At 65.1% G+C, this 20,242-nt stretch carries 22 protein-coding genes; 9 read left to right on the top strand and 13 right to left on the bottom strand.

Going from position 1 to position 20,242, the window contains the following annotated elements; all coding sequences use genetic code 11:
• Positions 1-28 precede the first annotated feature (28 nt).
• The 3 genes from AC2FNY_RS06340 to AC2FNY_RS06350 form a co-directional block, all read right to left on the bottom strand.
• Positions 29-790 carry an ABC transporter permease gene (locus AC2FNY_RS06340; protein ID WP_234137162.1) on the bottom strand — a complete coding sequence of 254 codons (762 nt, stop codon included), beginning with the start codon at positions 788-790 and terminating at the stop codon, positions 29-31.
• A complete protein-coding gene (locus AC2FNY_RS06345; RefSeq protein WP_234165563.1) occupies positions 787-1,716 on the bottom strand; it encodes an ABC transporter ATP-binding protein in 930 nt (309 codons plus the stop codon). Before AC2FNY_RS06345 ends, AC2FNY_RS06340 begins: the two co-directional genes overlap by 4 nt.
• Before the next feature lie 72 nt (positions 1,717-1,788).
• On the bottom strand, positions 1,789-2,301 hold the full coding sequence (locus AC2FNY_RS06350) for an SRPBCC family protein (protein WP_496801950.1): 513 nt from the start codon (positions 2,299-2,301) through the stop codon (positions 1,789-1,791).
• Between the two features lie 147 nt (positions 2,302-2,448).
• Here AC2FNY_RS06350 and AC2FNY_RS06355 point away from each other — a divergent pair, with 147 nt between their 5' ends.
• Complete coding sequence (locus tag AC2FNY_RS06355) at positions 2,449-3,432, top strand: DMT family transporter (RefSeq protein WP_496801951.1); 984 nt, start codon at positions 2,449-2,451, stop codon at positions 3,430-3,432.
• A gap of 2 nt (positions 3,433-3,434) precedes the next feature.
• Here the strand turns inward: AC2FNY_RS06355 and AC2FNY_RS06360 are convergent, their stop codons facing one another.
• Positions 3,435-4,295, bottom strand: coding sequence for a crotonase/enoyl-CoA hydratase family protein (locus AC2FNY_RS06360; RefSeq protein ID WP_496801952.1), 861 nt, complete (start codon positions 4,293-4,295; stop codon positions 3,435-3,437).
• A 136-nt stretch (positions 4,296-4,431) separates the two neighbouring features.
• On the opposite strand from AC2FNY_RS06360, the gene AC2FNY_RS06365 reads away from it, so the two are divergent.
• On the top strand, positions 4,432-5,526 hold the full coding sequence (locus tag AC2FNY_RS06365) for a CaiB/BaiF CoA transferase family protein (RefSeq protein ID WP_496801953.1): 1,095 nt from the start codon (positions 4,432-4,434) through the stop codon (positions 5,524-5,526).
• Positions 5,527-5,591: 65 nt separating this feature from the next.
• On the opposite strand, the gene hemE is transcribed toward AC2FNY_RS06365, so the two are convergent.
• Positions 5,592-6,626 carry a uroporphyrinogen decarboxylase gene (gene hemE, locus AC2FNY_RS06370; protein ID WP_496801954.1) on the bottom strand — a complete coding sequence of 345 codons (1,035 nt, stop codon included), beginning with the start codon at positions 6,624-6,626 and terminating at the stop codon, positions 5,592-5,594.
• 106 nt (positions 6,627-6,732) lie between these two features.
• Between hemE and hemC the strand changes: the two genes are divergently transcribed.
• From hemC to AC2FNY_RS06395, 5 genes are all read left to right on the top strand, one after another.
• Positions 6,733-7,692 carry a hydroxymethylbilane synthase gene (hemC, locus tag AC2FNY_RS06375; protein WP_496801955.1) on the top strand — a complete coding sequence of 320 codons (960 nt, stop codon included), beginning with the start codon at positions 6,733-6,735 and terminating at the stop codon, positions 7,690-7,692.
• An 89-nt stretch (positions 7,693-7,781) separates the two neighbouring features.
• A complete protein-coding gene (locus AC2FNY_RS06380; RefSeq protein ID WP_496801956.1) occupies positions 7,782-8,639 on the top strand; it encodes an adenylate/guanylate cyclase domain-containing protein in 858 nt (285 codons plus the stop codon).
• Between the two features lie 9 nt (positions 8,640-8,648).
• Positions 8,649-9,554, top strand: a complete 906-nt coding sequence (locus AC2FNY_RS06385) for a hypothetical protein (RefSeq protein ID WP_496801957.1) — start codon at positions 8,649-8,651, stop codon at positions 9,552-9,554.
• A gap of 64 nt (positions 9,555-9,618) precedes the next feature.
• On the top strand, positions 9,619-10,563 hold the full coding sequence (locus AC2FNY_RS06390) for a fatty acid desaturase family protein (protein WP_496801958.1): 945 nt from the start codon (positions 9,619-9,621) through the stop codon (positions 10,561-10,563).
• An 80-nt stretch (positions 10,564-10,643) separates the two neighbouring features.
• Positions 10,644-11,063: a hypothetical protein gene (locus tag AC2FNY_RS06395; protein ID WP_234142445.1), complete on the top strand. Its 420-nt coding sequence runs from the start codon at positions 10,644-10,646 to the stop codon at positions 11,061-11,063.
• Positions 11,064-11,153: 90 nt separating this feature from the next.
• Here AC2FNY_RS06395 and hemF read toward each other — a convergent pair whose 3' ends face one another.
• Genes hemF through clpS form a run of 4 tightly spaced genes read right to left on the bottom strand, consistent with a single transcriptional unit; the run spans position 11,154 to position 14,240 of the window.
• Positions 11,154-12,038, bottom strand: coding sequence for an oxygen-dependent coproporphyrinogen oxidase (hemF, locus tag AC2FNY_RS06400; RefSeq protein ID WP_496801959.1), 885 nt, complete (start codon positions 12,036-12,038; stop codon positions 11,154-11,156).
• 11 nt (positions 12,039-12,049) lie between these two features.
• On the bottom strand, positions 12,050-12,850 hold the full coding sequence (locus AC2FNY_RS06405; RefSeq protein ID WP_496801960.1) for an SDR family NAD(P)-dependent oxidoreductase: 801 nt from the start codon (positions 12,848-12,850) through the stop codon (positions 12,050-12,052).
• A gap of 37 nt (positions 12,851-12,887) precedes the next feature.
• Entirely contained in the window at positions 12,888-13,853 is a 966-nt protein-coding gene (locus AC2FNY_RS06410; protein WP_496801961.1) for a class I SAM-dependent methyltransferase, read from the bottom strand.
• Positions 13,854-13,898: 45 nt separating this feature from the next.
• Positions 13,899-14,240 carry an ATP-dependent Clp protease adapter ClpS gene (gene clpS / locus AC2FNY_RS06415; RefSeq protein ID WP_496801962.1) on the bottom strand — a complete coding sequence of 114 codons (342 nt, stop codon included), beginning with the start codon at positions 14,238-14,240 and terminating at the stop codon, positions 13,899-13,901.
• 90 nt (positions 14,241-14,330) lie between these two features.
• Between clpS and AC2FNY_RS06420 the strand changes: the two genes are divergently transcribed.
• Both AC2FNY_RS06420 and AC2FNY_RS06425 read left to right on the top strand, forming a co-directional pair.
• The gene (locus tag AC2FNY_RS06420) at positions 14,331-15,032 is read left to right on the top strand and encodes an HAD family hydrolase (protein WP_496801963.1); all 702 of its coding nucleotides are present in this window, start codon (positions 14,331-14,333) and stop codon (positions 15,030-15,032) included.
• Positions 15,033-15,315: 283 nt separating this feature from the next.
• Entirely contained in the window at positions 15,316-16,722 is a 1,407-nt protein-coding gene (locus AC2FNY_RS06425; protein ID WP_496801964.1) for a D-alanyl-D-alanine carboxypeptidase family protein, read from the top strand.
• Positions 16,723-16,793: 71 nt separating this feature from the next.
• Here AC2FNY_RS06425 and AC2FNY_RS06430 read toward each other — a convergent pair whose 3' ends face one another.
• From AC2FNY_RS06430 to AC2FNY_RS06445, 4 genes are read right to left on the bottom strand one after another with little or no spacing between them, the layout of a single operon-like run.
• Entirely contained in the window at positions 16,794-17,555 is a 762-nt protein-coding gene (locus tag AC2FNY_RS06430; RefSeq protein WP_234137145.1) for a 5-oxoprolinase subunit PxpA, read from the bottom strand.
• Positions 17,556-17,565: 10 nt separating this feature from the next.
• Entirely contained in the window at positions 17,566-18,564 is a 999-nt protein-coding gene (locus AC2FNY_RS06435) for a 5-oxoprolinase subunit C family protein (protein WP_234137144.1), read from the bottom strand.
• Positions 18,561-19,310, bottom strand: coding sequence for a 5-oxoprolinase subunit B family protein (locus AC2FNY_RS06440; protein WP_234137143.1), 750 nt, complete (start codon positions 19,308-19,310; stop codon positions 18,561-18,563). Before AC2FNY_RS06440 ends, AC2FNY_RS06435 begins: the two co-directional genes overlap by 4 nt.
• Positions 19,297-20,217: a hypothetical protein gene (locus AC2FNY_RS06445; RefSeq protein ID WP_496801965.1), complete on the bottom strand. Its 921-nt coding sequence runs from the start codon at positions 20,215-20,217 to the stop codon at positions 19,297-19,299. Before AC2FNY_RS06445 ends, AC2FNY_RS06440 begins: the two co-directional genes overlap by 14 nt.
• Positions 20,218-20,242 lie beyond the last annotated feature (25 nt).

Below are 20,242 nucleotides of genomic sequence, written 5' to 3' on the forward strand. Positions count from 1 at the left end.
CGGGCATATTTGCAACGTGCTCCTCCTCTTAACTGCGAATGCGCCAGCCGGTCCGGAAGATCCACCAGATCACTGCCAGGCACAGCCCCGTGAACCCGGCAATCGCTAACAGGCTCAACCCAACGGGCACATCGGCCAGCCCGTAGAACGACCAGCGAAACCCCGAGATCAGATAGACCACCGGGTTGAACAGGGTCACCGTTTGCCAGACCGGTGGCAGCATCGAGATGCTGTAAAACGTACCGCCCAGAAAGATCAGTGGTGTCACCACCAGTTGCGGCACCAGCGACATCTGTTCGAAATTGCTGGCCCAGATGCCGACGATGAAGCCAAGCAGCGAGAAGCTGAGACAGGTCAGCACCAGAAAGGCTGCCATGGCAAAGGGATGCTCGATCCTGAGGTCGACAAAGAAGCTGGCGGTCACCAGGATCACCAGCCCCACAAACAGCGCCTTGGTCGCCGCCGCGCCGACATAGCCGATGACGATCTCGATGAAATTGACCGGCGCCGAGAGCAGTTCATAGACTGTGCCGAGGAATTTCGGGAAGTAGATGCCGAAAGAGGCGTTCGAGATCGACAGCATCACCACCGACAGCATGATCAGTCCGGGCACGATGAAAGCACCATAAGAGACACCTTCGATTTCCTGGATGCGGCTACCGATGGCCGTGCCGAACACCACGAAATAGAGCGAGGTGCTGAGCACCGGCGAAATGAAACTCTGCGCCAGGGTGCGAAAGAACCGGGCCATTTCGAACCGATATATGGCGGCAATGGCGGCCCAGTTCATTGTGTCTCTCCCTTGACGAGGGTGACGAAGATCTCTTCGAGGCTCGATTGGCGGGTCACCACGTCGCGCAATACTAGACCGGCCTCGGCCACGTCGTTCAACAGCGTGGTGATCCCGGTCCGGTCGGCATGGGTGTCATAGGTATAGATCAGCACATCCCCCGCCGCGCCCAGCAACAGGTTGTGACGGGCGAGGCTGGCCGGGATCGTGGAAATCGGTCGGGTCAGCAGCACGTCCAGCTGCTTGCGGCCCATCCGTGCCATCAGCTTGGCCTTGTCCTCGACCAGCAGCAGCTCGCCCTTGTTGATGACGCCGATGCGGTCGGCGATGGCCTCGGCCTCTTCGATGTAATGGGTGGTCAGGATGATGGTGACACCGGCGGCCTTCAACTCGGCCACGATCTCCCACATGTCCTTGCGCAGTTCCACATCGACCCCGGCGGTGGGTTCGTCCAGGAACAGCACGCGCGGGTCATGCGCCAGCGCCTTGGCGATCAGCACCCGGCGTTTCATCCCGCCCGAGAGTTCCTTGATGGCGTTGCGGCGCTTGTCCCAGAGGGACAGCTTGCGCAGCACCTCCTCGATGCGGCCATCATTTGCGCGCTTGCCGAACAGCCCGCGCGAAAAACGGACGGTGTTCATCACCTTTTCAAAGGGTTCCAGCGCGATTTCCTGCGGCACCAACCCGATCATCTGCCGGGCGGCACGGAACTCCTCCTGAATATCGTGCCCGCCCACGGTGACGCTGCCCGATGTCGGCGTGGTGATGCCGCAGATGGTCGAGATCAGCGTGGTTTTTCCGGCGCCATTGGGGCCGAGCAGCGCCAGAATCTCACCCTCGCGAATGTCGAGCGAAACGCCCTTGAGCGCCTCGAACCCGTCGGCATAGGATTTTCGCAAGTCCCGGATCGAAAGAATGGTCGTCATGTATTGGTCCCGTTCTGGCCGGAACCCTACAATCTGCCGCAGCAAGGGAACAGAGCGAATATGCAGCCCCGCTCAGCCGCGCCCGAACCAGGATTTGCGGGGCGGGGCGGCCTCTTTGGCCCCTTGCGGGTCCTCCTCGGCCTCGGCCGTGAACTGCGCTTGCAGATTGTCAAAGAACTGATCCGCCATCTTGCGGGCGAACCCGTCGATGATCCGGCTGCCAAGCTGGGCCAGCTTGCCGCCCACCCGCGCCTCGGCCCGGTAGGACAGCAGCGTCCCGCCTGCATCACCGGGGGCAAGCCGGACCTCGGCGCCGCCCTTGGCAAAGCCCGCCGCGCCGCCCTTGCCCTCACCCGTCAGGGTCAACCCGGCGCCCGGCACCAGATCCGAGAGGGTGACGGTGCCGCGAAAGATCGCCTTTACCGGGCCGACCTTTTGCACCACCACCGCCTCGAAACCGCCATCGGCGGTGCCGGTCACCTCTTGCGCGCCGGGCACGCAGGCGCACAGGACCGCGGGGTCGAGAAGCGCGCTAAAAACCGTTGCAGGGTCGGCCGCGATCGTGCGGGTGTCGTGTAGGTGCATGGGGTGCCTCCGTTCTGCGTGCCGGACCTGTGCTAACGCCCGGCCCGGCATGCGGCAACCACAGGGGCTATCGAAAATGGGCATGGCACACCGGTCAATCCGTGATAGCCAGAGACAGGGCGCGGGCGCCCGGACAGGATCCACGATATGACCGAGACCGCACAACACCGGCCAGGTGCCGGAATTGCCTTTATCATGGCCGGAATGCTTGCCATTTCGCTCAACGACATGCTGGTCAAGCAGTTGTCGGGCGCCTATCCGTTGCACCAGATCGTCTTTATCCGGTCGGCGGTGGGGATCGTGCTGTCGCTAGGACTGGTCTGGATTGAGGGTGGCTTGCGCATCCTGAAAACCAAACATCCCTTCCTGCACGCGCTGCGCGGCCTGCTGGTCGTGATCTCGAACATGAGCTTTTTCGCCGCGCTGGCGGTGGCGCCTCTGGCGGATGTGACGGCGCTGTTCTTTGCAGCACCGCTGTTCATCACGCTGTTGTCGGTGCCAATCCTCAAGGAGCGTGTCGGCCCGATGCGCCTGGGCGCGGTGCTGGTCGGCTTTTCGGGCGTGATCCTGATGCAGCGCCCGTGGCAAGGGGCCGAAAGCCTGGAGGCAAGCAGGCTTGTCCTGCTGCTGCCGGTTCTGTCTGCCCTGACTTATGCGCTGCTGCAACTGATGACGCGCACGCTGGGGGTCAGCAGCAAGGCCTCGGCCCTGTCGGTCTATATCCAGCTGATGTTCATCCTGGTGGGCGCATTGTTCTATCTGGTCGCGGGCGATGGTCGGTTCGTTGATGAAAGCTCGGACCCCAGCCTGATCTTTCTGCTGCGCGCCTGGACATGGCCCAGCGGACAGGACTGGCTGTTCCTGACCGGTCTGGGTCTCAACTCGGCCATCATCGGATATTGCCTGGCACAGGCCTATCGCCAGGCCGACGCGGCAACGGTGGCGCCCTTCGAATATGTCGGATTGCCGCTGGCGGTATTCTGGGGCTGGATGATATGGGGCGATCTGCCGGATTGGGAGGTCTGGTTCGGAATGGCGCTGATCGCAGGTTCAGGCCTGTTCGTGTTCCTGCGCGAACAACGCCAGCGCCGAACAGGCGTAAGATCGGGCAGCCGCGCGGGCCGGGTCTGAGCCTAGCGGTTCCGCTTGGGGATCGCCTCGTTCGCGGTCCAGTCCCAGGTGCCCTGATCGCGCTCGTCCACCGCCTGTTTCCAGCCGACCGCCTCGGCCCGTTCCTTGAAATGGATGCCTTCGGGGCTGTGCCGGGTGATGCCGTCGAAAATCGTCGCCAGCCGCTGGGTCTGCATCAGCCCGGTCTGCTCGATCGCCTGGTTGATCACCAGTTTCTGCATCGCCAGCTGGTTGATGGGCACCGTCGCCATGCGCGCGGCCAGTTCCTCGACCCGGTCGTCCAGCTTGTCGGCCGGCACCGCCTCCAGCACCAGCCCCATATCCGCCGCCTGACGCCCGGTGATCTTGTCGCCGGTGAACAGCATCCGCTTGGCCCGTTCGGCCCCCAGTCGATAGACCCACATCGCCGTGGTGGGACAGCCCCAGACCCGCGAGGGCATGTACCCGATCTGCGCATCCTCGGCCATGACCGTCAGATCCGCACACAGCGCGATATCCGATCCGCCCGCCACTGCGAAGCCGTGCACCTTGCACAGCACCGGCTTTACTGCCCGCCAAAGCGACATGAAATGCTGGGTATTGGCCCACATGAACCGGTAATCCTTGATCGGGTCCCAGGGCATCGGCTGGGTCACGTCGCCCGCCCCGTTGCCCTCAGCGTAATAGGTCAGGTCGTAACCGGCGCAAAAGGCGCGCCCTGCCCCCGACAGCACCATCACATGCACGTCCGGATCGGCATCGGCCCGCGCCACGGCAGCGGCCAGCGCACCCGGCAGCTCGTCATTGATGGCGTTCATTACCTCGGGCCGGTTCAGCGTGATCCGGGCGATACGCCCGTCCTTTTCATAGGCAACAACGGACATGTCTTCCTCCCTGACTGCACCCTAGCAGAGCATGCGAAACGGCGCGCACAAAACGCAACGCCACGTCATGCGTCACCGCCGCGCTTGATTTCGGCAAGCGGGGCCGGGAACCTGCCGCAAAGAGAAGGAGAGCATCATGCTGAACGGCATCCGCATCGTCGAGATCGAGGGGCTGGGCCCCGGGCCCTTTGCCGCCATGCTGCTGGCGGATCTGGGCGCCGACGTGATCACCGTGCATCGCAAGGGCGGCGCGGTGACACCCGGCATGCCGGAGCGTTCGCTTCTGGACCGCGGCAAACGCTCCATCGCGCTCGACCTCAAGGATGCCGCCGATATCGCCACCGCCCGCACCCTGATCGCGAGTGCCGATGCCCTGATCGAGGGCTTCCGCCCCGGCGTGATGGAGAAGCTTGGCCTTGGTCCTGAGGAGTGCCATGCGCTGAACCCGGCGCTGGTTTTTGGCCGGATGACCGGCTGGGGCCAGGACGGGCCACTGTCCCATGCCGCCGGGCATGACCTCAACTATATCTCGCTCTCGGGCGCGCTCTGGTACGGCTCGGCCCCCGGCGACGCGCCGCAGACGCCCGCGACACTGGTGGGCGATATCGGCGGCGGCGCTATGTATCTGGTGACCGGCCTGCTCGCGGGCCTGCTGAATGCCCGCGCCACCGGGCAGGGCACGGTGGTCGATGCCGCGATCTATGACGGCTCGGCCCATATGATGAACCTGCTGATGAGCCTCGGCCAGACCGGCAGCCTGTCAGAGACGCGCGGCCGCAGCCTGCTTGACGGCCCGCATTGGAGCCGGACCTATACCTGCGCCGATGGCGGCCACATCACCGTGCAATGCCTCGAGCCCAAGTTCTATGCGCTCTTCCTGGAGCGGCTCGGCCTGTTGGACGACCCCGAGTTCTCGCAGCAGTTCAATCCGAAGCTCTGGCCCGCGCTCACCACCCGCCTCGCCGCGCTCTTCGCCACACAGCCGCGCGAGCACTGGGCCGATCTCTTCCTCGGCACCGATGCCTGCGTCGCGCCCGTCCTCAGCCCGCACGAGGCGCAGCACCACCCGATGAACGCCGCCCGCCGCACCTGGGCCGAGATCGACGGCACGCTTCAGGCCGCCCCCGCTCCCCGTTTCAAAGACCGCGACTGGCAGCCGAAACCCAGTCCCGCGCGTGGCGAACACACGGCGGAAATCCTTGCAGAACTGGCCCAGCCAGGGACTCCCTGACCCGCCCCTTCATTTCGCTGAAAATACTCCGGGGAGCGCGAGGGGCAGCGCCCCTCGCTCCGCACTCAACCTTCGCGCACCGTGTCGATCATCAGCTGCACGTTTGCAGGATCGGCATCCGGCGTGATGCCATGGCCCAGGTTGAAGATATGCGGCCCCTTGGAAAACGCCTCGACAATGCGCCGCGTCTCGTCCACCAGCGCCTGACCGCCGGTCACCATATGCGACGAGGCCAGGTTGCCCTGCACGCAGCCATCCACCTGTACATGCGCCGCCGCCCAGTCGGGCGTCACCGAATTGTCGAGCGCCACGCAATCGACGCCGGTGGCCTTGGCAAAGCCGACATAGCCCTCGCCGGCCTCGCGCGGAAATCCGATCACCGGGATACCGGGATGGCGCTCTTTCAGCGCCTTTGTGATCTCGCGGCAGGGCTCCAGCGCATACTTGGTGAAGGCCTCGCCCTTCAGCGACCCGGCCCAGCTGTCGAATATCTTGACCACCTCGGCGCCCGCTTCGATCTGGGCGCTCAGGTATTCGATGGTGGCCGCTGTCAGCCGTTCGATCAGCGCATCGAACAGCGCCGGATTGCCCTCGCGCAGCGCATGCGCCGGGCCCTGATCCGGTGTGCCGCGCCCTGCGATCATATAGGTGGCGACCGTCCAGGGCGCCCCGGCAAAGCCGATCAGCGCTGTCTCTGACGGCAGTTCGCGGGTCAGGATACGAACCGTCTCATAGATCGGCGCCAGCGTCTCGTGGATCGCCTCGACCGGCTTCAGCCGGTCGAAATCCGCCTGCGCCCCGATGGTCGACAGGCGCGGCCCCTCGCCGGTCTCGAACCACAGGTCGGCGCCCAGCGCCTGCGGCACCAACAGGATATCGGCAAACAGGATCGCCGCGTCGAACCCATAGCGGCGGATCGGTTGCAGCGTGACCTCGGCAGCCAGCTCGGGGTTATAGCACAGCGACAGGAAATCGCCCGCCTGCGCGCGGGTGGCGCGATACTCGTGCAGGTACCGTCCGGCCTGCCGCATCATCCAGATCGGCGGGGTGTCCAGCACCTCGCCCGCCAGCACCCGCAGCAGTTTCTTTGTCTCGGCCATATCCGCCCCCATCCTTCACTTTGCGCCACGGGTCTGCGTTCGGCGGCAATTTGTCAAGCGCAGCCCCCATTGTCAGGGCAATGTGACGCGACTAAAGCTGACGTCCATGAAAATCGCACTTCCCTCTCCCGCATCGCCGCTGAAGATCGGCACCCGTGGCTCGCCTTTGGCGCTGGCGCAGGCGTATGAGACCCGCCGCCGCCTCGGCGCCGCATTCGACCTGCCCGAGGACGCATTCGAGATCGTGGTGATCACCACCACCGGCGACAACCGCGCGATGATCGAGGCGGACCGCCCGCTGAAAGAGATCGGCAACAAGGGCCTCTTCACCAAGGAGATCGAAGAGGCGATGCTGCGCGGCGATATCGACATCGCCGTGCATTCGACCAAGGACATGCCGGTGGAACAGCCCGCGGGCCTGGTGCTCGACACCTTCCTGCCGCGCGAGGATGTGCGTGATGCCTTCATCTCGCCCAACCATTCGGCGATCCGCGACCTGCCGCAGGGCGCCGTGGTCGGCACCTCTTCGCTGCGCCGCAAGGCGCAATTGCTCAATCGCCGGCCCGACCTCAAGGTTGTCGAGTTCCGGGGCAACGTGCAGACCCGCCTGCGCAAGCTCTCCGAAGGTGTCGCCGAATGCACCTTCCTCGCCATGGCTGGTATCCGGCGGCTGAACATGGCCGACGTGCCCGCCACCGCGATCTCGCCTGACGACATGCTGCCCGCCATCGCGCAGGGCGCCATCGGGATCGAGCGACGCGTCGATGATACCCGCGCCGCCGACATGCTGGCCGGCATCCACCATGCCGAGACCGATCAGCGGCTGGCCGCCGAACGGGCGCTGCTCGCCGCACTCGACGGGTCCTGCGAAACCCCCATCGCCGGTCTGGCCGAGCTGGACGGCACCACCCTGCGTCTGCGCGGCGAGGTGCTGCGCCCCGACGGGTCCGAGGCGATCGCGCTCGACCGCAGCGGCGACGTGGCCGATGGCCCGGCACTGGGTACCCAGATGGCGCGTGACCTGCTGGCACAGGCGGGGCCGGGCTTCTTCGACTGGCGCGGATGACCATCCGCGCGGCCTTTGCCGCTTTGCCATCGCCGGTTCCCCGGGCATAGTAGGCGGGGCGCATTCCTGCGCCCGTCCGGAGACCTTGCATGGACCGACGCTTGACCACCATCCTTGCTGCCGACCTGTCGGGCTACTCGCGCCTGATGGCTGCGGACGAGGAAGGCACGGTCACCCGCCTGCGCCACCTCTTTGATCACATCATCCGCCCGGGCCTGTCCCGCGAAGGCGGGCGGCTGATCAAGACCATGGGCGACGGCATGCTGGTCGAGTTCGCCTCGCCCGTCGCCGCCCTGCGGTCGGCCGTCGCCATCCTGCAACAGGTGGCGCGCGACCAGGCCGAAACCGCCCCCGACACCCGGATGTTGTTCCGGGTCGGTATCCATCTAGGCGACGTGATCAGCGATGGCGACGATATCCTGGGCGACGCGGTCAATATCGCCGCCCGGCTGGAAAGCCTGGCCACCCCCGGCGGCATCTGCATCTCCCGCAGTGTCCATGACCAGGTGCGCGGCAAGGTCGCTGCCGAACTGATCGAACTGGGCCCGCAGCCGGTCAAGAACCTCCCCGACCCGGTCGAGGTCTGGCGGGTGGGCGCAGAGGGCATCGCCTGCGCCGCGGACAAACCCCTGGTGCGCACCGAACTGCCCGCCGTTGTCATCCTGCCCTTTGACAACATGTCGGCCGACCCGGAACAGGATTTCCTGGCCGACGGCATTGTCGAGGACGTAACCACCGAACTCAGCCGCTTCCGCACCCTGACCGTGATCGCCCGCAACTCGGCCTTTGCCTACAAGGGCAGCCACAAGGACGTGCGCCAGATCGCCGAGGAACTGGGCGTGCGTTATGTGGTCGAGGGTTCCGTCCGCCGCGCAGGCGACCGGCTGCGCGCCACCGCGCAGCTGATCGATGCCCGGACCGGCGCCCATGTCTGGGCCGAACGCTAGGACCGGACCATGGCCGATCTGTTCGATCTGCAAGACGAGCTGACCGCCGCCATCGTGTCCGGGGTGGAGCCGGAATTGGGCGCGCACGAACGTAATCTGGCCCGCCGCAAGCCCACCGACAGCCTGACCGCCTGGGAGATGTGCCAAAAGGGTTATTCCGAATTCACCCGCTACACCGACGAGGGTTATTCGCAGGCACATGCCTTCTACACCCGCGCCCTTGCCGCTGATCCGAGTTTCGCCCTGCCGCATGCGCTGCTGGCGCGGCTGAGCTGGGTGCAGGTCATCACCGGCCGGTCGCGCGACCCGGCTGCCGAAATCTCCACCGGGTTAGACCATGCTGCGCAAGCCGTCGAACGCGACGACCGGCTGGAACTCAGCTATGTCGCGCTGGGCGTCCTGCTGGCCATGACGGGGCGGGAACAGGATGCCGCCGACGCGCTGGACAAGGCCGAGGCGCTCAATCCCAACAACGCGGTGCTGCATTTCGGTCGCTGCCATGCCTGCCTGTTCATGCAAGAACCAGATTGCGACCGGCTGGAACGGGCCGCCCGCACCGCACTGCGCCTGAACCCCAAGGACCCGATGGCCTGGGGCTTCTGGTTCCAGCTTGGCAACGCCTTCACCTTTCGCAACACCGACGCCGCCGATCCCGAGGCGCTGGCCGCCTATGAAACTGCCTGCCGGTTTCCCAATGCGGACTACTTCGTCTTCATGGCCACTGCGCTGAAACACGCCAAGCTTGGCAACCGGGACAAGGCCGCCCACTACCTTGCTCAAGCACGCGAAAGATACCCGGCCCTGACGGCTGAATTCTGGCGGCGCGCCTTCCGCTTCCCGGTCTGGCCGCGCTGGGTTGCCGCCGACGAGGCCAATCTCCAGATCCTGATCGATCTCGGCCTGCCCGCGCAATGACGTGGCGCTCTGTTTGACAGGCCCACCCCCGACCTGAGACCCTGACCATCAGGGAGGACGCAACATGACACCGGGCAAGGCCTATCTCAGCACCGAGGAAATCCGTCCGCTGGCCGAACGCTCAGACGCCATGGGCCTCTGGCTGGTCACACATTGCTGGGGCACCATCGCGCTGGCGGTGGCGCTCTTCGGGCTCTGGCCCAACCCGCTGACCTTTGTGCTGGCGGTGATCGTCATCGGCTCGCGCCAGCTGGGCCTTGCCATCCTGATGCACGAGGCGGCACATAACGCGCTCTTCCGCAACCGGCGGTTCAACGATCTGGTGGGCGAATGGCTCTGCGGACGACCGATCCTGGCGGAACTGGCGGCCTATCGCCACTATCACCTAACCCACCACCGCTTTACCCAGACCGACAAGGACCCCGACCTTGTGCTGTCGTCGAAATTCCCCACCTCGCATGCCTCGATGAAACGGAAATTCGCGCGCGACCTGACCGGGCGCACCGGGATCAAGCAGCTCACCGGCCAGATCCTGATGTCCTTCCGCCTTGCGGGCGATGACGAGGCGATCAAGGCCGCCGCGTCCGATTTCGCGCAAAGCTTCAAGGCGCCGCAACTGTGGAAATCGCTGCCGGTCTTCCTCGGCGTGGCCCTGTTGATCAGCTTTGCCGGTGACTGGTGGTGGGGGTTGGCCTTCTGGATCCTGCCCTATCTCACCTGGTTCCAGTTCGTCCTGCGTATCCGCAATATCGCCGAACATGGCGCCACCGAACAATCCGAGGACCCGTTCCGGAACGTCCGAACCACCCTTGCCGGGCCCATCGCCCGCCTGCTGGTGGCGCCCTATTGGGTGAACTACCATCTGGAGCATCACATGATCATGCATGTGCCCTGCTACAACCTGCCCCGGATGCACGCGCTCTTGCTGGAAAAGGGGCTGGGTGGCCGGATGAAAACCGCCCCCAGCTATGGCGCCGCCCTGCGCGAGGCCGGCTGGCGCAGTGCCTGACCCGCGCCGCCATCATTGGCGCTAGCGGCGAATCCCGTTATCCTGTCCCGACCAACTCATTGAAGAGCAGGAGTAATACCATGACATGGCGCAGGACAGGCTGGACCCTCGTCACCGCGGCGTTGCTGCTGCCCGGTATGGCGATGGGGTTTCAGGCCTTCAACCGGTTCGAAGTCTATCCCGTCAGCAAGGGGGTGTTCGAAGTGGTCAACCGGCATGGTTCCGCGCCCAAGGATTTCTGGTGCGGCGCGGGTGATTACGCTATCCGCGTGCTGCGTACCAGCGCGACCCAGCGCATCTACCTGTGGCAGGCGGTGGGACCGGCGGTTACGGTCAAGGGCCGCAAGGGCGTGCAGTTCTCCCTGCAACCACCCCAAGGCGCCGATACCAACCCGGGCTATTCGATCAGCGTCAAAAAGGTCGGCGACAACATGACAGCGTCGATGGCACAGAACTATTGCTACGACCGGCTGACCGACGATTTCTGGCTCCGTCCCTGACAATGGGTAAACCGGCCCGCCCCTTCACTTTGCCGAAAATACTCCGGGGGAGTCACCGCAGGTGACGGGGGCAGCGCCCCCTGAACCCGGTCAGATCCATTTCGCCATCGGCGGCAGGCTCATCAGCACCGCGTTGGCGTCATGCCCGGTCTCCAGCCCGAACTTGGTGCCCCGGTCATAGACCAGGTTGTATTCGGCATAGAGCCCGCGATGCACCAGTTGCGCCTCCTTCTCGGCCTCATCGAACGGCTGCACCCGGCGGCGTTCGACCAGCGGCAGATAGGCGGGCAGGAAGGCGCGACCGATATCCTGCGTCAGCGCGAAATCCGCCTGCCAGTCACCGGTACAAAGATCATCCATGAAGATACCGCCGACGCCGCGCGCCCGCTTGCGGTGCGGGATATAGAAATACTCGTCCGCCCAGGCCTTGAGTCGGGGATAATGCTCGCTCCCATGCGGGTCCAGATGCGCCTTCTGCGTGGCGTGAAAATGCGCCGTGTCCTCGGCGTATTCGATACAGGGGTTCAGGTCCGAGCCGCCCCCGAACCACCAGGCATGCGGGGTCCAGAACATGCGCGTGTTCATATGCACCGCCGGCACATGCGGGTTCTGCATATGCGCCACCAGGCTGATGCCCGAGGCCCAGAAACGCGGATCGTCCGCCATGCCGGGAATGCCCTTGCGCGCGGCCATCGCCGCCTGCGCCCGCTCACCCAGCGTGCCGTAGACGGTCGAGATATTGACGCCGACCTTCTCGAACACCCGGCCGCCGCGCATCACGCTCATCAGCCCGCCGCCCGCGTCCGACCCATCGTCGGATTGCCGCGTGGTCTCGGTCACCTCGAACCGGCCCGGCGCCATGTCACTGAACGGCCCCTCGGAATGGCTGTCTTCCAGCCCCTCGAATGCGGCAACGATCTGGTCACGCAGATCGCGGAACCAGGCGCAGGCGGTGGATTTCTCGGTCTCGAACATCTGGTCTTCCTTCAATGCGCGGGGGCGGCCACCGGGTCCAGCAGGGTGCGACCGCCATCGACCGTCAGGATCTGTCCGGTCATGAAGCTCGACGCATCCGAGGCCAGATATTGCGCGGTCAGCACCAATTCGTTTGCGGCGGCGACCCGGCCCAGCGGTGTGTGCCGCTCGATATCCTTGCGAAAGTCGCGGTTGTCCTTCAGCGCCACTTGCAGCGAGGCACTCATCACCGAGCCGATGGCAATGGCATTGACCCGGATCCGCTGCGGCGCCAGTGCCACCGCCAGGGCGCGGGTCATCTGGTCCAGCGCGGCGGTCGAGACCGAGTAAGCCAAGAGGTCGGGGTGAGTCCGCCGGGCGGCGACCGAGCTGAGATTGATGATCGCACCCGCCTGCCCTTCGCCGTTTTCTCCGGCCTGCCTGATCATCCGCTTGGCCACCGCCTGGCTAAGGCGATAGGCCGGGAACAGGTTCTGGTTCAGGGCCACGCGCACCGAGTCGTCCTCGGAATCCAAGGGATCGGTGGGAATCACCTGCCGCGCACCGTTGACCAGAATGTCGATCTGGTCGAAAGCGTCTATCGTGGCGGATAGCAGGTTGGCGACTGTCAGCCGCTCGCGCAGGTCGCCGGCGAAATAGCGGATGTTGCCATCTTCGGCAAAATCGCCCAGCTGCTCCTCCAGCCCCTTTTCGTCCATGTCCGCGAACATGACATTGGCCCCGGCCGAAGCGAACTGGCGCGCGATGGCAAGGCCGATACCGTTGGCCGCGCCGGTGACGATGGCGGTCTTGCCTGCGATGGAAAAGGACATGAGCTTTCTCCTGACTTTGGGCGCAACTTAGCCGGGTTCAGCGCCGGGGGCGAGAGGCGTGGAAAACCTTGAACCGGTTGTCGCCCGCGACCTCGTCCACCTGCTGGAACCGTTCGTTCAGCGCCGCCTCGTAGGGCAGGTGCCGGTTGGCCACCATCCAGAGCTGCCCCGACCCGGTCAGATTGCGCGCGGCCGCCGCGATGAAGCCCTGGCCAAGCGACGGTTCGGCAGCACGCCCGGTGTGAAACGGCGGGTTCATCACAACGCAATCCAGCCGCTCGGGTGCTTGCCAGCTCAGCACGTCTGCCCAATGAAAGCTGGCGCGCGGATCGTCGATATTGGTGCGTGCACAGTCCAGCGCGACATGGTCGGCCTCGACCAGATGCAGCGCTCGCACCCCCTCGCGCGCCAGGACCCCCGCAGACAGATACCCCCAGCCCGCGCCCAGATCGGCGATCACCTTTCCGGGCTTCTTCGGCAGCGCGGCCAACAGCAGGGCAGAGGCCGGATCGACCCCATCGGCGGAAAACACGCCGGGCGCGGTGCGGAACCCTGCGACCCGCTGATCGCCGGGTGGGGTCCAGTCGGAAAAATCCACCGCATCGGCGCGGAACCAGAAAATCTTGCCATGCGCCTTGGACAGCGGCCCCTCGACCACGACCCGCTTGCGAATGTCTTTCAGCAGGCTGTCGATCCCGTCGGTCTTGGCCCCGTCCACCACCACCTGACCGGAGGCACGGCGGCAGGCCTCGGCCACCATCGCGCGCGCCAGCGCCTTGGCGCGCGGCAGGAATACCACCGCATCAGAACAGGGCGCATCCGACTGCGCCACGGTATGAAAGCCGCGCGCGGCGAAATGGTCGTGCCAGGGGCGATAAGGTTGCACCACCTCGGTATCGGGCGGCAGCGCCGACAGGTCGTGATCGGGCGTCGGACCCAGCACCGAAACAGGCGCGGTCAGGTCCAGCCCCGAGGCCAGCGCAAGCTCAAGACGCGAAGACATGTTCGGATATCCGTTCCGGGACCTTGCGGCGCAAATGGCGCGGCATCAGTCCTCTTTTTCCATGGTGCATTGCAGCGGGTGCTGATGGCGGCGGGCGAAATCCATCACCAGGCTGACCTTGGTCTCGGCGATCTCGTGGCTGAACACACCAACCACCGCGAGCCCCTTCTTGTGCACGGTCAGCATGATCTCGAACGCCTGCGCATGGTTCATGCCAAAGAAGCGTTCCAGCACATGCACGACGAATTCCATCGGGGTGTAATCGTCGTTCAGCAGCAGCACCTTGTACAGCGGCGGTCGCTTGGTTCTGGGGCGCGTCTGCAACAGGACCGAGGCATCGTTGTCCTGGTCATGCTTGTCCGACATCATGTGCTGTTGTGCGGTCATGGGGTGCGCGTTTCCGATTCCGGGTTCGGTTTGGTCGCAAGCTTATATAACCTTAGCGCAGAAATGGAAAAGAGAAAGCAAACGCGACAGATGGCGCAAAATCTGACCACTGTCGGCCTTGATGCCGATGATACGCTCTGGCATAACGAGCGGTTCTTTCAAATGACGCAGGACCATTTCGCAGGGCTGCTGGCCGATTTCGCCGAAGCCGATCACCTGATGGAGCGGCTGTTGGCCGCCGAACGGCGCAACATCCGCCACTATGGCTACGGGGTCAAAGGGTTCACCCTGTCGATGATCGAAACCGCGATTGAGGTGACCGAGGATCGGGTACCCGCGGCCGTGATCCGGCAGTTGATCGAGGCCGGGCAAGAGATGCTGGCGCACCCGATCGAGCTGTTGCCGCATGCCCGCGCCACGGTCGAGGCGTTGGCGCAGACCCATCGTGTGCTGCTGATCACCAAGGGCGACCTGATAGACCAGGAACGCAAGCTGGCGCAATCAGGGCTGGGTGACCTGTTTCACGGGGTCGAAATCGTCTCGGAAAAGACGGCCAAAACCTATGAGAGGGTCTTCGAACGTCATGGCGAGGGGGCCGGTCGGGCGATGATGGTCGGCAACTCCATGCGCTCGGATGTGCTGGCGCCGATCCAGGCGGGGGCCTGGGGCGTTCATGTGCCTCACGGCCTGGAATGGGAGATCGAAAGGGCCGACCCGCCCGAGGACCGGTCCCGGTTTCACAGCCTGCCCGACCTAGGTGCCTTGGCCAGTCTTGTCGCGCGGCTCGACTGACGCAGAACCAACATGTCTTGTGACCTGTGTTACGAAGCGTACACATTCGAATCACGTGGTCTCGCGCCACAAAATTGCCATGATCGCCGGTGTTGGGTCAGGCTTTGAACCAGCCCCTACATATGGTTCACTTGAGCGAAGGAAAATCCGCCGAAGCATGCAGCGGGCGGGTTTATTTCGGGAATCCGCTGTGTTAGCCTTGTAGCAAGCAAAACAAACTAGCCAGCCGGAAACCGGCGGCGTGAGGCAGACAGAGGCAATGATCGTGCAGGTTCGGCAAACAATGCCGGCCCGTTTGGGCCTAATGCTATTCTTCGCGTTCTGGATGATCGCGGTTCTCGCTGGCGTTGTCAGGGCAGCTCCCTATGCGGCGATGGTGATCGACGCGCGGACCGGTGAGGTGTTGCATTCCACCAATGCCGATACCCGTCTGCACCCTGCCTCTCTTACCAAGATGATGACGCTCTATATCGCCTTCGAGGCGGTCCGGAATGGCGAGTTGACCATGGACACCCAGGTGCGGATCGACCCGTTCGCGGCCAAGGAACCGCCCTCGAAACTGGGCCTGCGCGCGGGACAGAAGATCGCCTTTCGCTATCTGGTGCGGGCCGCGGCAGTGAAATCGGCCAATGATGCCGCCACATCGATCGGCATTGCCATTTCCGGGTCAGAGGCCGCCTTTGCCCGGCGCATGAACCGTACTGCCAAGGCGCTGGGGATGACGCGCACCACGTTCAAGAACGCCCATGGGTTGACCGAATCCGGCCATCTCAGCACCGCGCGTGACATGACCACGCTGGGGCGGCATCTGCTGTATGATTACCCGCAGTACTACAACCTGTTCTCGCGCCGCCAGACCAGCGCCGGGATCAAGACCGTTGCCAATACCAACCGCCGCCTGCTGGACGCCTATCAGGGTGCCGACGGGATCAAGACAGGCTATACTCAGGCGGCCGGCTTCAACCTTGTCGCCTCGGCCAAGCGCGGCGACGAGCGGGTGATCGCCACCGTTTTTGGCGGCAAATCGAGCACCGCGCGCAACGCCAAGGTCGCCGAGTTGCTGGATCTCGGTTTCCGCAAGGCGCCGTCGCGTGCACCGATCCGACGTCCCGACATGCCGCTCTATGCAGGCGAGGTCGGGGAAAGCTCGAAAACCGTGCGCGTCGCCGGCGCCCCCAGCAGCAGCCTGCGACCCAATCAGCGCCCGGGCGGCGCTATCGCCACCGTTGTTGCACAGGCGGTTGCCGAAACCGCCCGTCAAGACGAAGACCGCATTCAGGCCGGCATCAATGCCGCCATGGCCCAGGCCGATGTCGTCACGCAGAAAACCGACGCTCCCAATGTGGGCGTCCGTCCCAGCATGCGGCCTGAAAACCTGATCCTTGCAGCGGTTGAACCCGATGCCGAACCGGAACCCGAACGCGAGGTGGTCACCCGGCTGTCGACCTCGGGCGGGCATCTTTGGGGCATCAATATCGGGCGCTATCCCAACCGCTATGACGCGGAAAAGGTGTTACTGCGCACCGCGCTGGCCGAAGTGTCGACACTGGACGGTTCGTTGCGCAAGGTGCACCAGTCCTCGAAAGGGTTCGAAGCCACGTTTCAGGGCATGACCCGCGATCAGGCCGACCGCGCCTGCCGCCGACTTCAGGCCCGCAACGTCACCTGTTTCATGATCGGGCCGTCATAAGGCCCGGCGCACGACGACCTCGTGAGTATTGGCCGCAGTCCCAAGCTGCGGCCTTTTCTTTGCCCGCTCGCTCAGCGTTCGAATGCGGTGACGCGGACGCCGCCCTCTTCCAGGCACGCCCGCACCGAGCGGGCGATCTGGACAGCGGTCGGCCCATCGCCATGCAGGCAGATCGTGTCGACCGAGCTCTCAAGATGTTTGCCGCTTTCGGTGATGATGGCGCCCGCGCGCACCATTTCGAGCATGCGCGGCCCAGCCACCTCCGGGTCATGGATAACCGCGCCGGGCAGCGACCGGTCGACCAGCGTGCCGTCGTCGTTATAGGCGCGGTCGGCAAAGATCTCGCCCACCCATTTGCAGCCCAGTTCGCGCACCGCCTGTTCCTGTTTGGTGACCGCCAGCACCATGATGATGATATCGGGGTCGACGTCCAGCGCGCCCTGGTAACAGGCACGCGCCATATCCTGATCGACCGAGCACATGTTGGCCAACGCCCCGTGCAGTTTCAGGTGGCGCACTTGCGTGCCCACCGCCCGCGCCATGCCCAGCGCCGCGCCCAGTTGATAGCGCACCATGTTGCGCAGGCTGTCATGTGGTACCTTCATGTTGCGGCGCCCGAACCCTTGCAGGTCGGGAAAGCCCGGATGCGCGCCGATCCCCACGCCGTTTTCCGCCGCAAGCGCCATGGTCTTCGCCATCACGTCCGGGTCGCCCGCATGAAAGCCGCAGGCGATATTGGCCGAGGTGATGATCTTCAGCAGGCTGTCATCGTCGCCCATCTTCCAGGGGCCAAAGCTTTCGCCCATGTCGGCGTTCAGGTCCACTTGGGTCATGCTATGCTCCTCAGTCATTGGCGGACACGACGCCGCTGATCAGTTGGTAGGACAGAAGGTCGGGAATGTCATGCGGGTCGCGCACCAGCGGTTCGACCCGAGCTGACAGCCGCGCAAGGTCCTTGAGCCAGGCCGCGTGCAGCGTGACCGCCTCGTCCAGCGACACGAACTGAAAGCGCACTGCGCCCCCCGGCGGCGTCTGTGCCGCACGCGGCAGGTCGCAGGGCAGCACGGTCGCGATCCGGGGATAGCCACCCGTGGTCTGGCATTCGGGCAACAGGATGAACGGGTTGCCGGTGCCGGTCATCTGGATGTCGCCGGGCGAGATCACCTCGGACAGGATGTTGAGCTGTCCCTTGGCGGCAAAACCCGGACCGTCGCTGTCCATCTGCATGCCCATCCGGTTGGCGCGCGGGCCACGGCGGAACTCGGTCGCCTCGAACCGGGCCAAGGTTTCGGCATCGAACAGCGCGGTCTGGAAACTGGCCACCACCCGCAGGGTGCCGCCACAGAACCGATCTTCGGCGGCGATCTTCATGCCCGCCTCGCCCTTGTCCGGCCCGTTTTCCAGCGTATCGCCCACGGCGACCGCACGGCCGACCCGCGCCGCCAGATGCGCCGAGCGTGAGCCGAGAAAAGGCTCGCTCGCAATGCCGCCACCCAGATGCAGATATCCATAGCCGCCCTTCAGCACCGCGCCGATGCTCAGCCTCTGGCCCTTGGCCAGCGCGTGCGAGGCGTTCCAGGCGACCGGGCTGCCGTCTATGCTGGCCTGCATCGGTGCACCGGTGAGTGCGATGCGCACAGGCGAGACGGCCTCGAACTCGCCGCCCATGCCAGCCATTTCCAGCGCGGCCAGATCGGGTTTCTGACGGAGCAGCGCCGCCCCTTCGTATAGCGCGCGCAGATCGGCGGCGCCCGAGCGGGACAGGCCCTGGTCCAGGTAGCCTTCGCGACCCTGGTCCTGGATGGTGCAGGCGGGACCGATGCGGCGGACGATCAGGCTCATGCCGCGATCTCCTCGACCGTGGCGCCGCCGGTGCCGTCCTCGTTATGGGCGCGGATATGCTCCAGTTCCGCCCGCTCGATAGGTTCGAACACCATTTCGTCGCCGGGGTTGAGAGCAAATGTCGGCTCCATCCCCGGACGGAAACAGCGGAACGCGGTCTGTCCGATATGACGCCAGCCGGTGGGTGTGGGCCCGGCAAAGACAATGAGCTGGCGAATGGCGCAGACCAATGCGCCCTCTGGCACCATCGGGGTCAGCTGTTGCAGGCGCGGAATGTCGAACTCGGGCGCCAGCGGGCCAAGATAGGGCTGGCCGGGGGCAAAGCCGATGGTCAGCACCCGCACGCGCGATTTTCCCAGACGGCGGACCGCCTCGTCCACGTCCAGACCCGCGGCGGCGGCGGCGTCCTCGAGCTGCGGCGCCAGATCGGTGCCATAGACCGTGGGCACCCGCCACAGTTTGCGGCCCGAGGGCAGTGGCGCGGCATACCAGTCGCGTTCGGCCAGCAGGGCGGCCAGCCGGGCCTGCACCTCGGCATGGCTCAGCCGCAGCGGGTCAAAGCGCAGATAGGCCGAGGCGAGCGAGGTCGAGCTTTCCACTACGCCCTCCCACCCGGCCTCGTGCAGCGCGCCGCGAAAGGCCAGCGCGGCCCGGTTCGACGGTTCGGTCATGGTGTCGGCAAAGGTGACGAGTGCACCATCCAGACCGACGGTCCGTATCAGGGGAAAGGGGTCAGCGCGGGTCATAGAGCCTCCGCATCAGGGTCGGGGTCAGGTACATGGGAAACTGGTAGCATCCCAGAAAGATCAACAGCGGCTCGGTCACTTCGCTGGGCAGAGCGACAAAGAACAGAGCAAAGTTGCGGTTGCCCGCAACGATCGAAGTGGGTACCGGATCGGCGCCGCCCGTGGCGCGCAGGGTCAGAAAGCACAGTGCCTGCCCGCCCAGATTGATGGCAAAAGCCGCCAGCAGCCAAAAGGCCAGCTCGCCCGGGCGTTCGGTCATGGCCGGGCGCACCGCCGACATCAGCGCGATCACGATCACCGCCAGCGCGATCACCGTCAGCCCGTCCATCGCGCGGCGGTTCAGATCACTCAGGTGCCGCGCACCCCAATGGCGCAGGGCAAAACCGCAGCCCGCCGCCGCAAGGATGACCGTTAGCAGGCGCAGGGCGGCGCCAAACACCTCGGCCGGGTCGCCAAAGGCGGGCAACAGCCAGAACACCGGAATCGCGGTCAGCGGCAACAGCGCCGTGCCCAGGATCAAGAGCCGCAGCGCCGGCGCCGGGTCCTGCCCCAGCAGGATGGTGAAATTGGCCGAGCCGGTGACCGAGGGCGCAGCCAGAACCAGCGCCGCCACCAGCGCCAATGGCGTTACCGGCAAGCCCAGCAGGTGCAGGCCCAACAGGAACAGGATCGGCAGCGCCAGTTGCAGCACCAGAACCCGGCGGGCGGTTCGGGTCAGGTCCGCCAGCGAGCCTGCCGCATCGACCGGGCCGATGCGAAAGGCGGTCAGGAACAGCAACAGCGCCACCAGTTGCGGGATCCAGGGCCGCATTACCGCCGCCAGCCCCGGCAGGGCCAGGCCAGCGGCCAACCCCAACATCAGGCCCAGCCTGCCATGCCGGGCAACAAAGGCCAGCGCCTGTTGCATCGTCCCTGCTCCCTTGCCGGCCGGG

This window comes from Ruegeria sp. BHSC223, from assembly GCF_059613025.1.

Excerpts from the sequence above, each read along its gene's own strand:
- AC2FNY_RS06340 (WP_234137162.1), bottom strand. The coding sequence starts at position 790 with ATGAACTGGGCCGCCATTGCCGCCATATATCGGTTCGAAATGGCCCGG.
- AC2FNY_RS06345 (WP_234165563.1), bottom strand. The coding sequence starts at position 1,716 with ATGACGACCATTCTTTCGATCCGGGACTTGCGAAAATCCTATGCCGAC.
- AC2FNY_RS06350 (WP_496801950.1), bottom strand. The coding sequence starts at position 2,301 with ATGCACCTACACGACACCCGCACGATCGCGGCCGACCCTGCAACGGTT.
- AC2FNY_RS06355 (WP_496801951.1), top strand. The coding sequence starts at position 2,449 with ATGACCGAGACCGCACAACACCGGCCAGGTGCCGGAATTGCCTTTATC.
- AC2FNY_RS06360 (WP_496801952.1), bottom strand. The coding sequence starts at position 4,295 with ATGTCCGTTGTTGCCTATGAAAAGGACGGGCGTATCGCCCGGATCACG.
- AC2FNY_RS06365 (WP_496801953.1), top strand. The coding sequence starts at position 4,432 with ATGCTGAACGGCATCCGCATCGTCGAGATCGAGGGGCTGGGCCCCGGG.
- hemE (WP_496801954.1), bottom strand. The coding sequence starts at position 6,626 with ATGGCCGAGACAAAGAAACTGCTGCGGGTGCTGGCGGGCGAGGTGCTG.
- hemC (WP_496801955.1), top strand. The coding sequence starts at position 6,733 with ATGAAAATCGCACTTCCCTCTCCCGCATCGCCGCTGAAGATCGGCACC.
- AC2FNY_RS06380 (WP_496801956.1), top strand. The coding sequence starts at position 7,782 with ATGGACCGACGCTTGACCACCATCCTTGCTGCCGACCTGTCGGGCTAC.
- AC2FNY_RS06385 (WP_496801957.1), top strand. The coding sequence starts at position 8,649 with ATGGCCGATCTGTTCGATCTGCAAGACGAGCTGACCGCCGCCATCGTG.
- AC2FNY_RS06390 (WP_496801958.1), top strand. The coding sequence starts at position 9,619 with ATGACACCGGGCAAGGCCTATCTCAGCACCGAGGAAATCCGTCCGCTG.
- AC2FNY_RS06395 (WP_234142445.1), top strand. The coding sequence starts at position 10,644 with ATGACATGGCGCAGGACAGGCTGGACCCTCGTCACCGCGGCGTTGCTG.
- hemF (WP_496801959.1), bottom strand. The coding sequence starts at position 12,038 with ATGTTCGAGACCGAGAAATCCACCGCCTGCGCCTGGTTCCGCGATCTG.
- AC2FNY_RS06405 (WP_496801960.1), bottom strand. The coding sequence starts at position 12,850 with ATGTCCTTTTCCATCGCAGGCAAGACCGCCATCGTCACCGGCGCGGCC.
- AC2FNY_RS06410 (WP_496801961.1), bottom strand. The coding sequence starts at position 13,853 with ATGTCTTCGCGTCTTGAGCTTGCGCTGGCCTCGGGGCTGGACCTGACC.
- clpS (WP_496801962.1), bottom strand. The coding sequence starts at position 14,240 with ATGACCGCACAACAGCACATGATGTCGGACAAGCATGACCAGGACAAC.
- AC2FNY_RS06420 (WP_496801963.1), top strand. The coding sequence starts at position 14,331 with ATGGCGCAAAATCTGACCACTGTCGGCCTTGATGCCGATGATACGCTC.
- AC2FNY_RS06425 (WP_496801964.1), top strand. The coding sequence starts at position 15,316 with ATGCCGGCCCGTTTGGGCCTAATGCTATTCTTCGCGTTCTGGATGATC.
- AC2FNY_RS06430 (WP_234137145.1), bottom strand. The coding sequence starts at position 17,555 with ATGACCCAAGTGGACCTGAACGCCGACATGGGCGAAAGCTTTGGCCCC.
- AC2FNY_RS06435 (WP_234137144.1), bottom strand. The coding sequence starts at position 18,564 with ATGAGCCTGATCGTCCGCCGCATCGGTCCCGCCTGCACCATCCAGGAC.
- AC2FNY_RS06440 (WP_234137143.1), bottom strand. The coding sequence starts at position 19,310 with ATGACCCGCGCTGACCCCTTTCCCCTGATACGGACCGTCGGTCTGGAT.
- AC2FNY_RS06445 (WP_496801965.1), bottom strand. The coding sequence starts at position 20,217 with ATGCAACAGGCGCTGGCCTTTGTTGCCCGGCATGGCAGGCTGGGCCTG.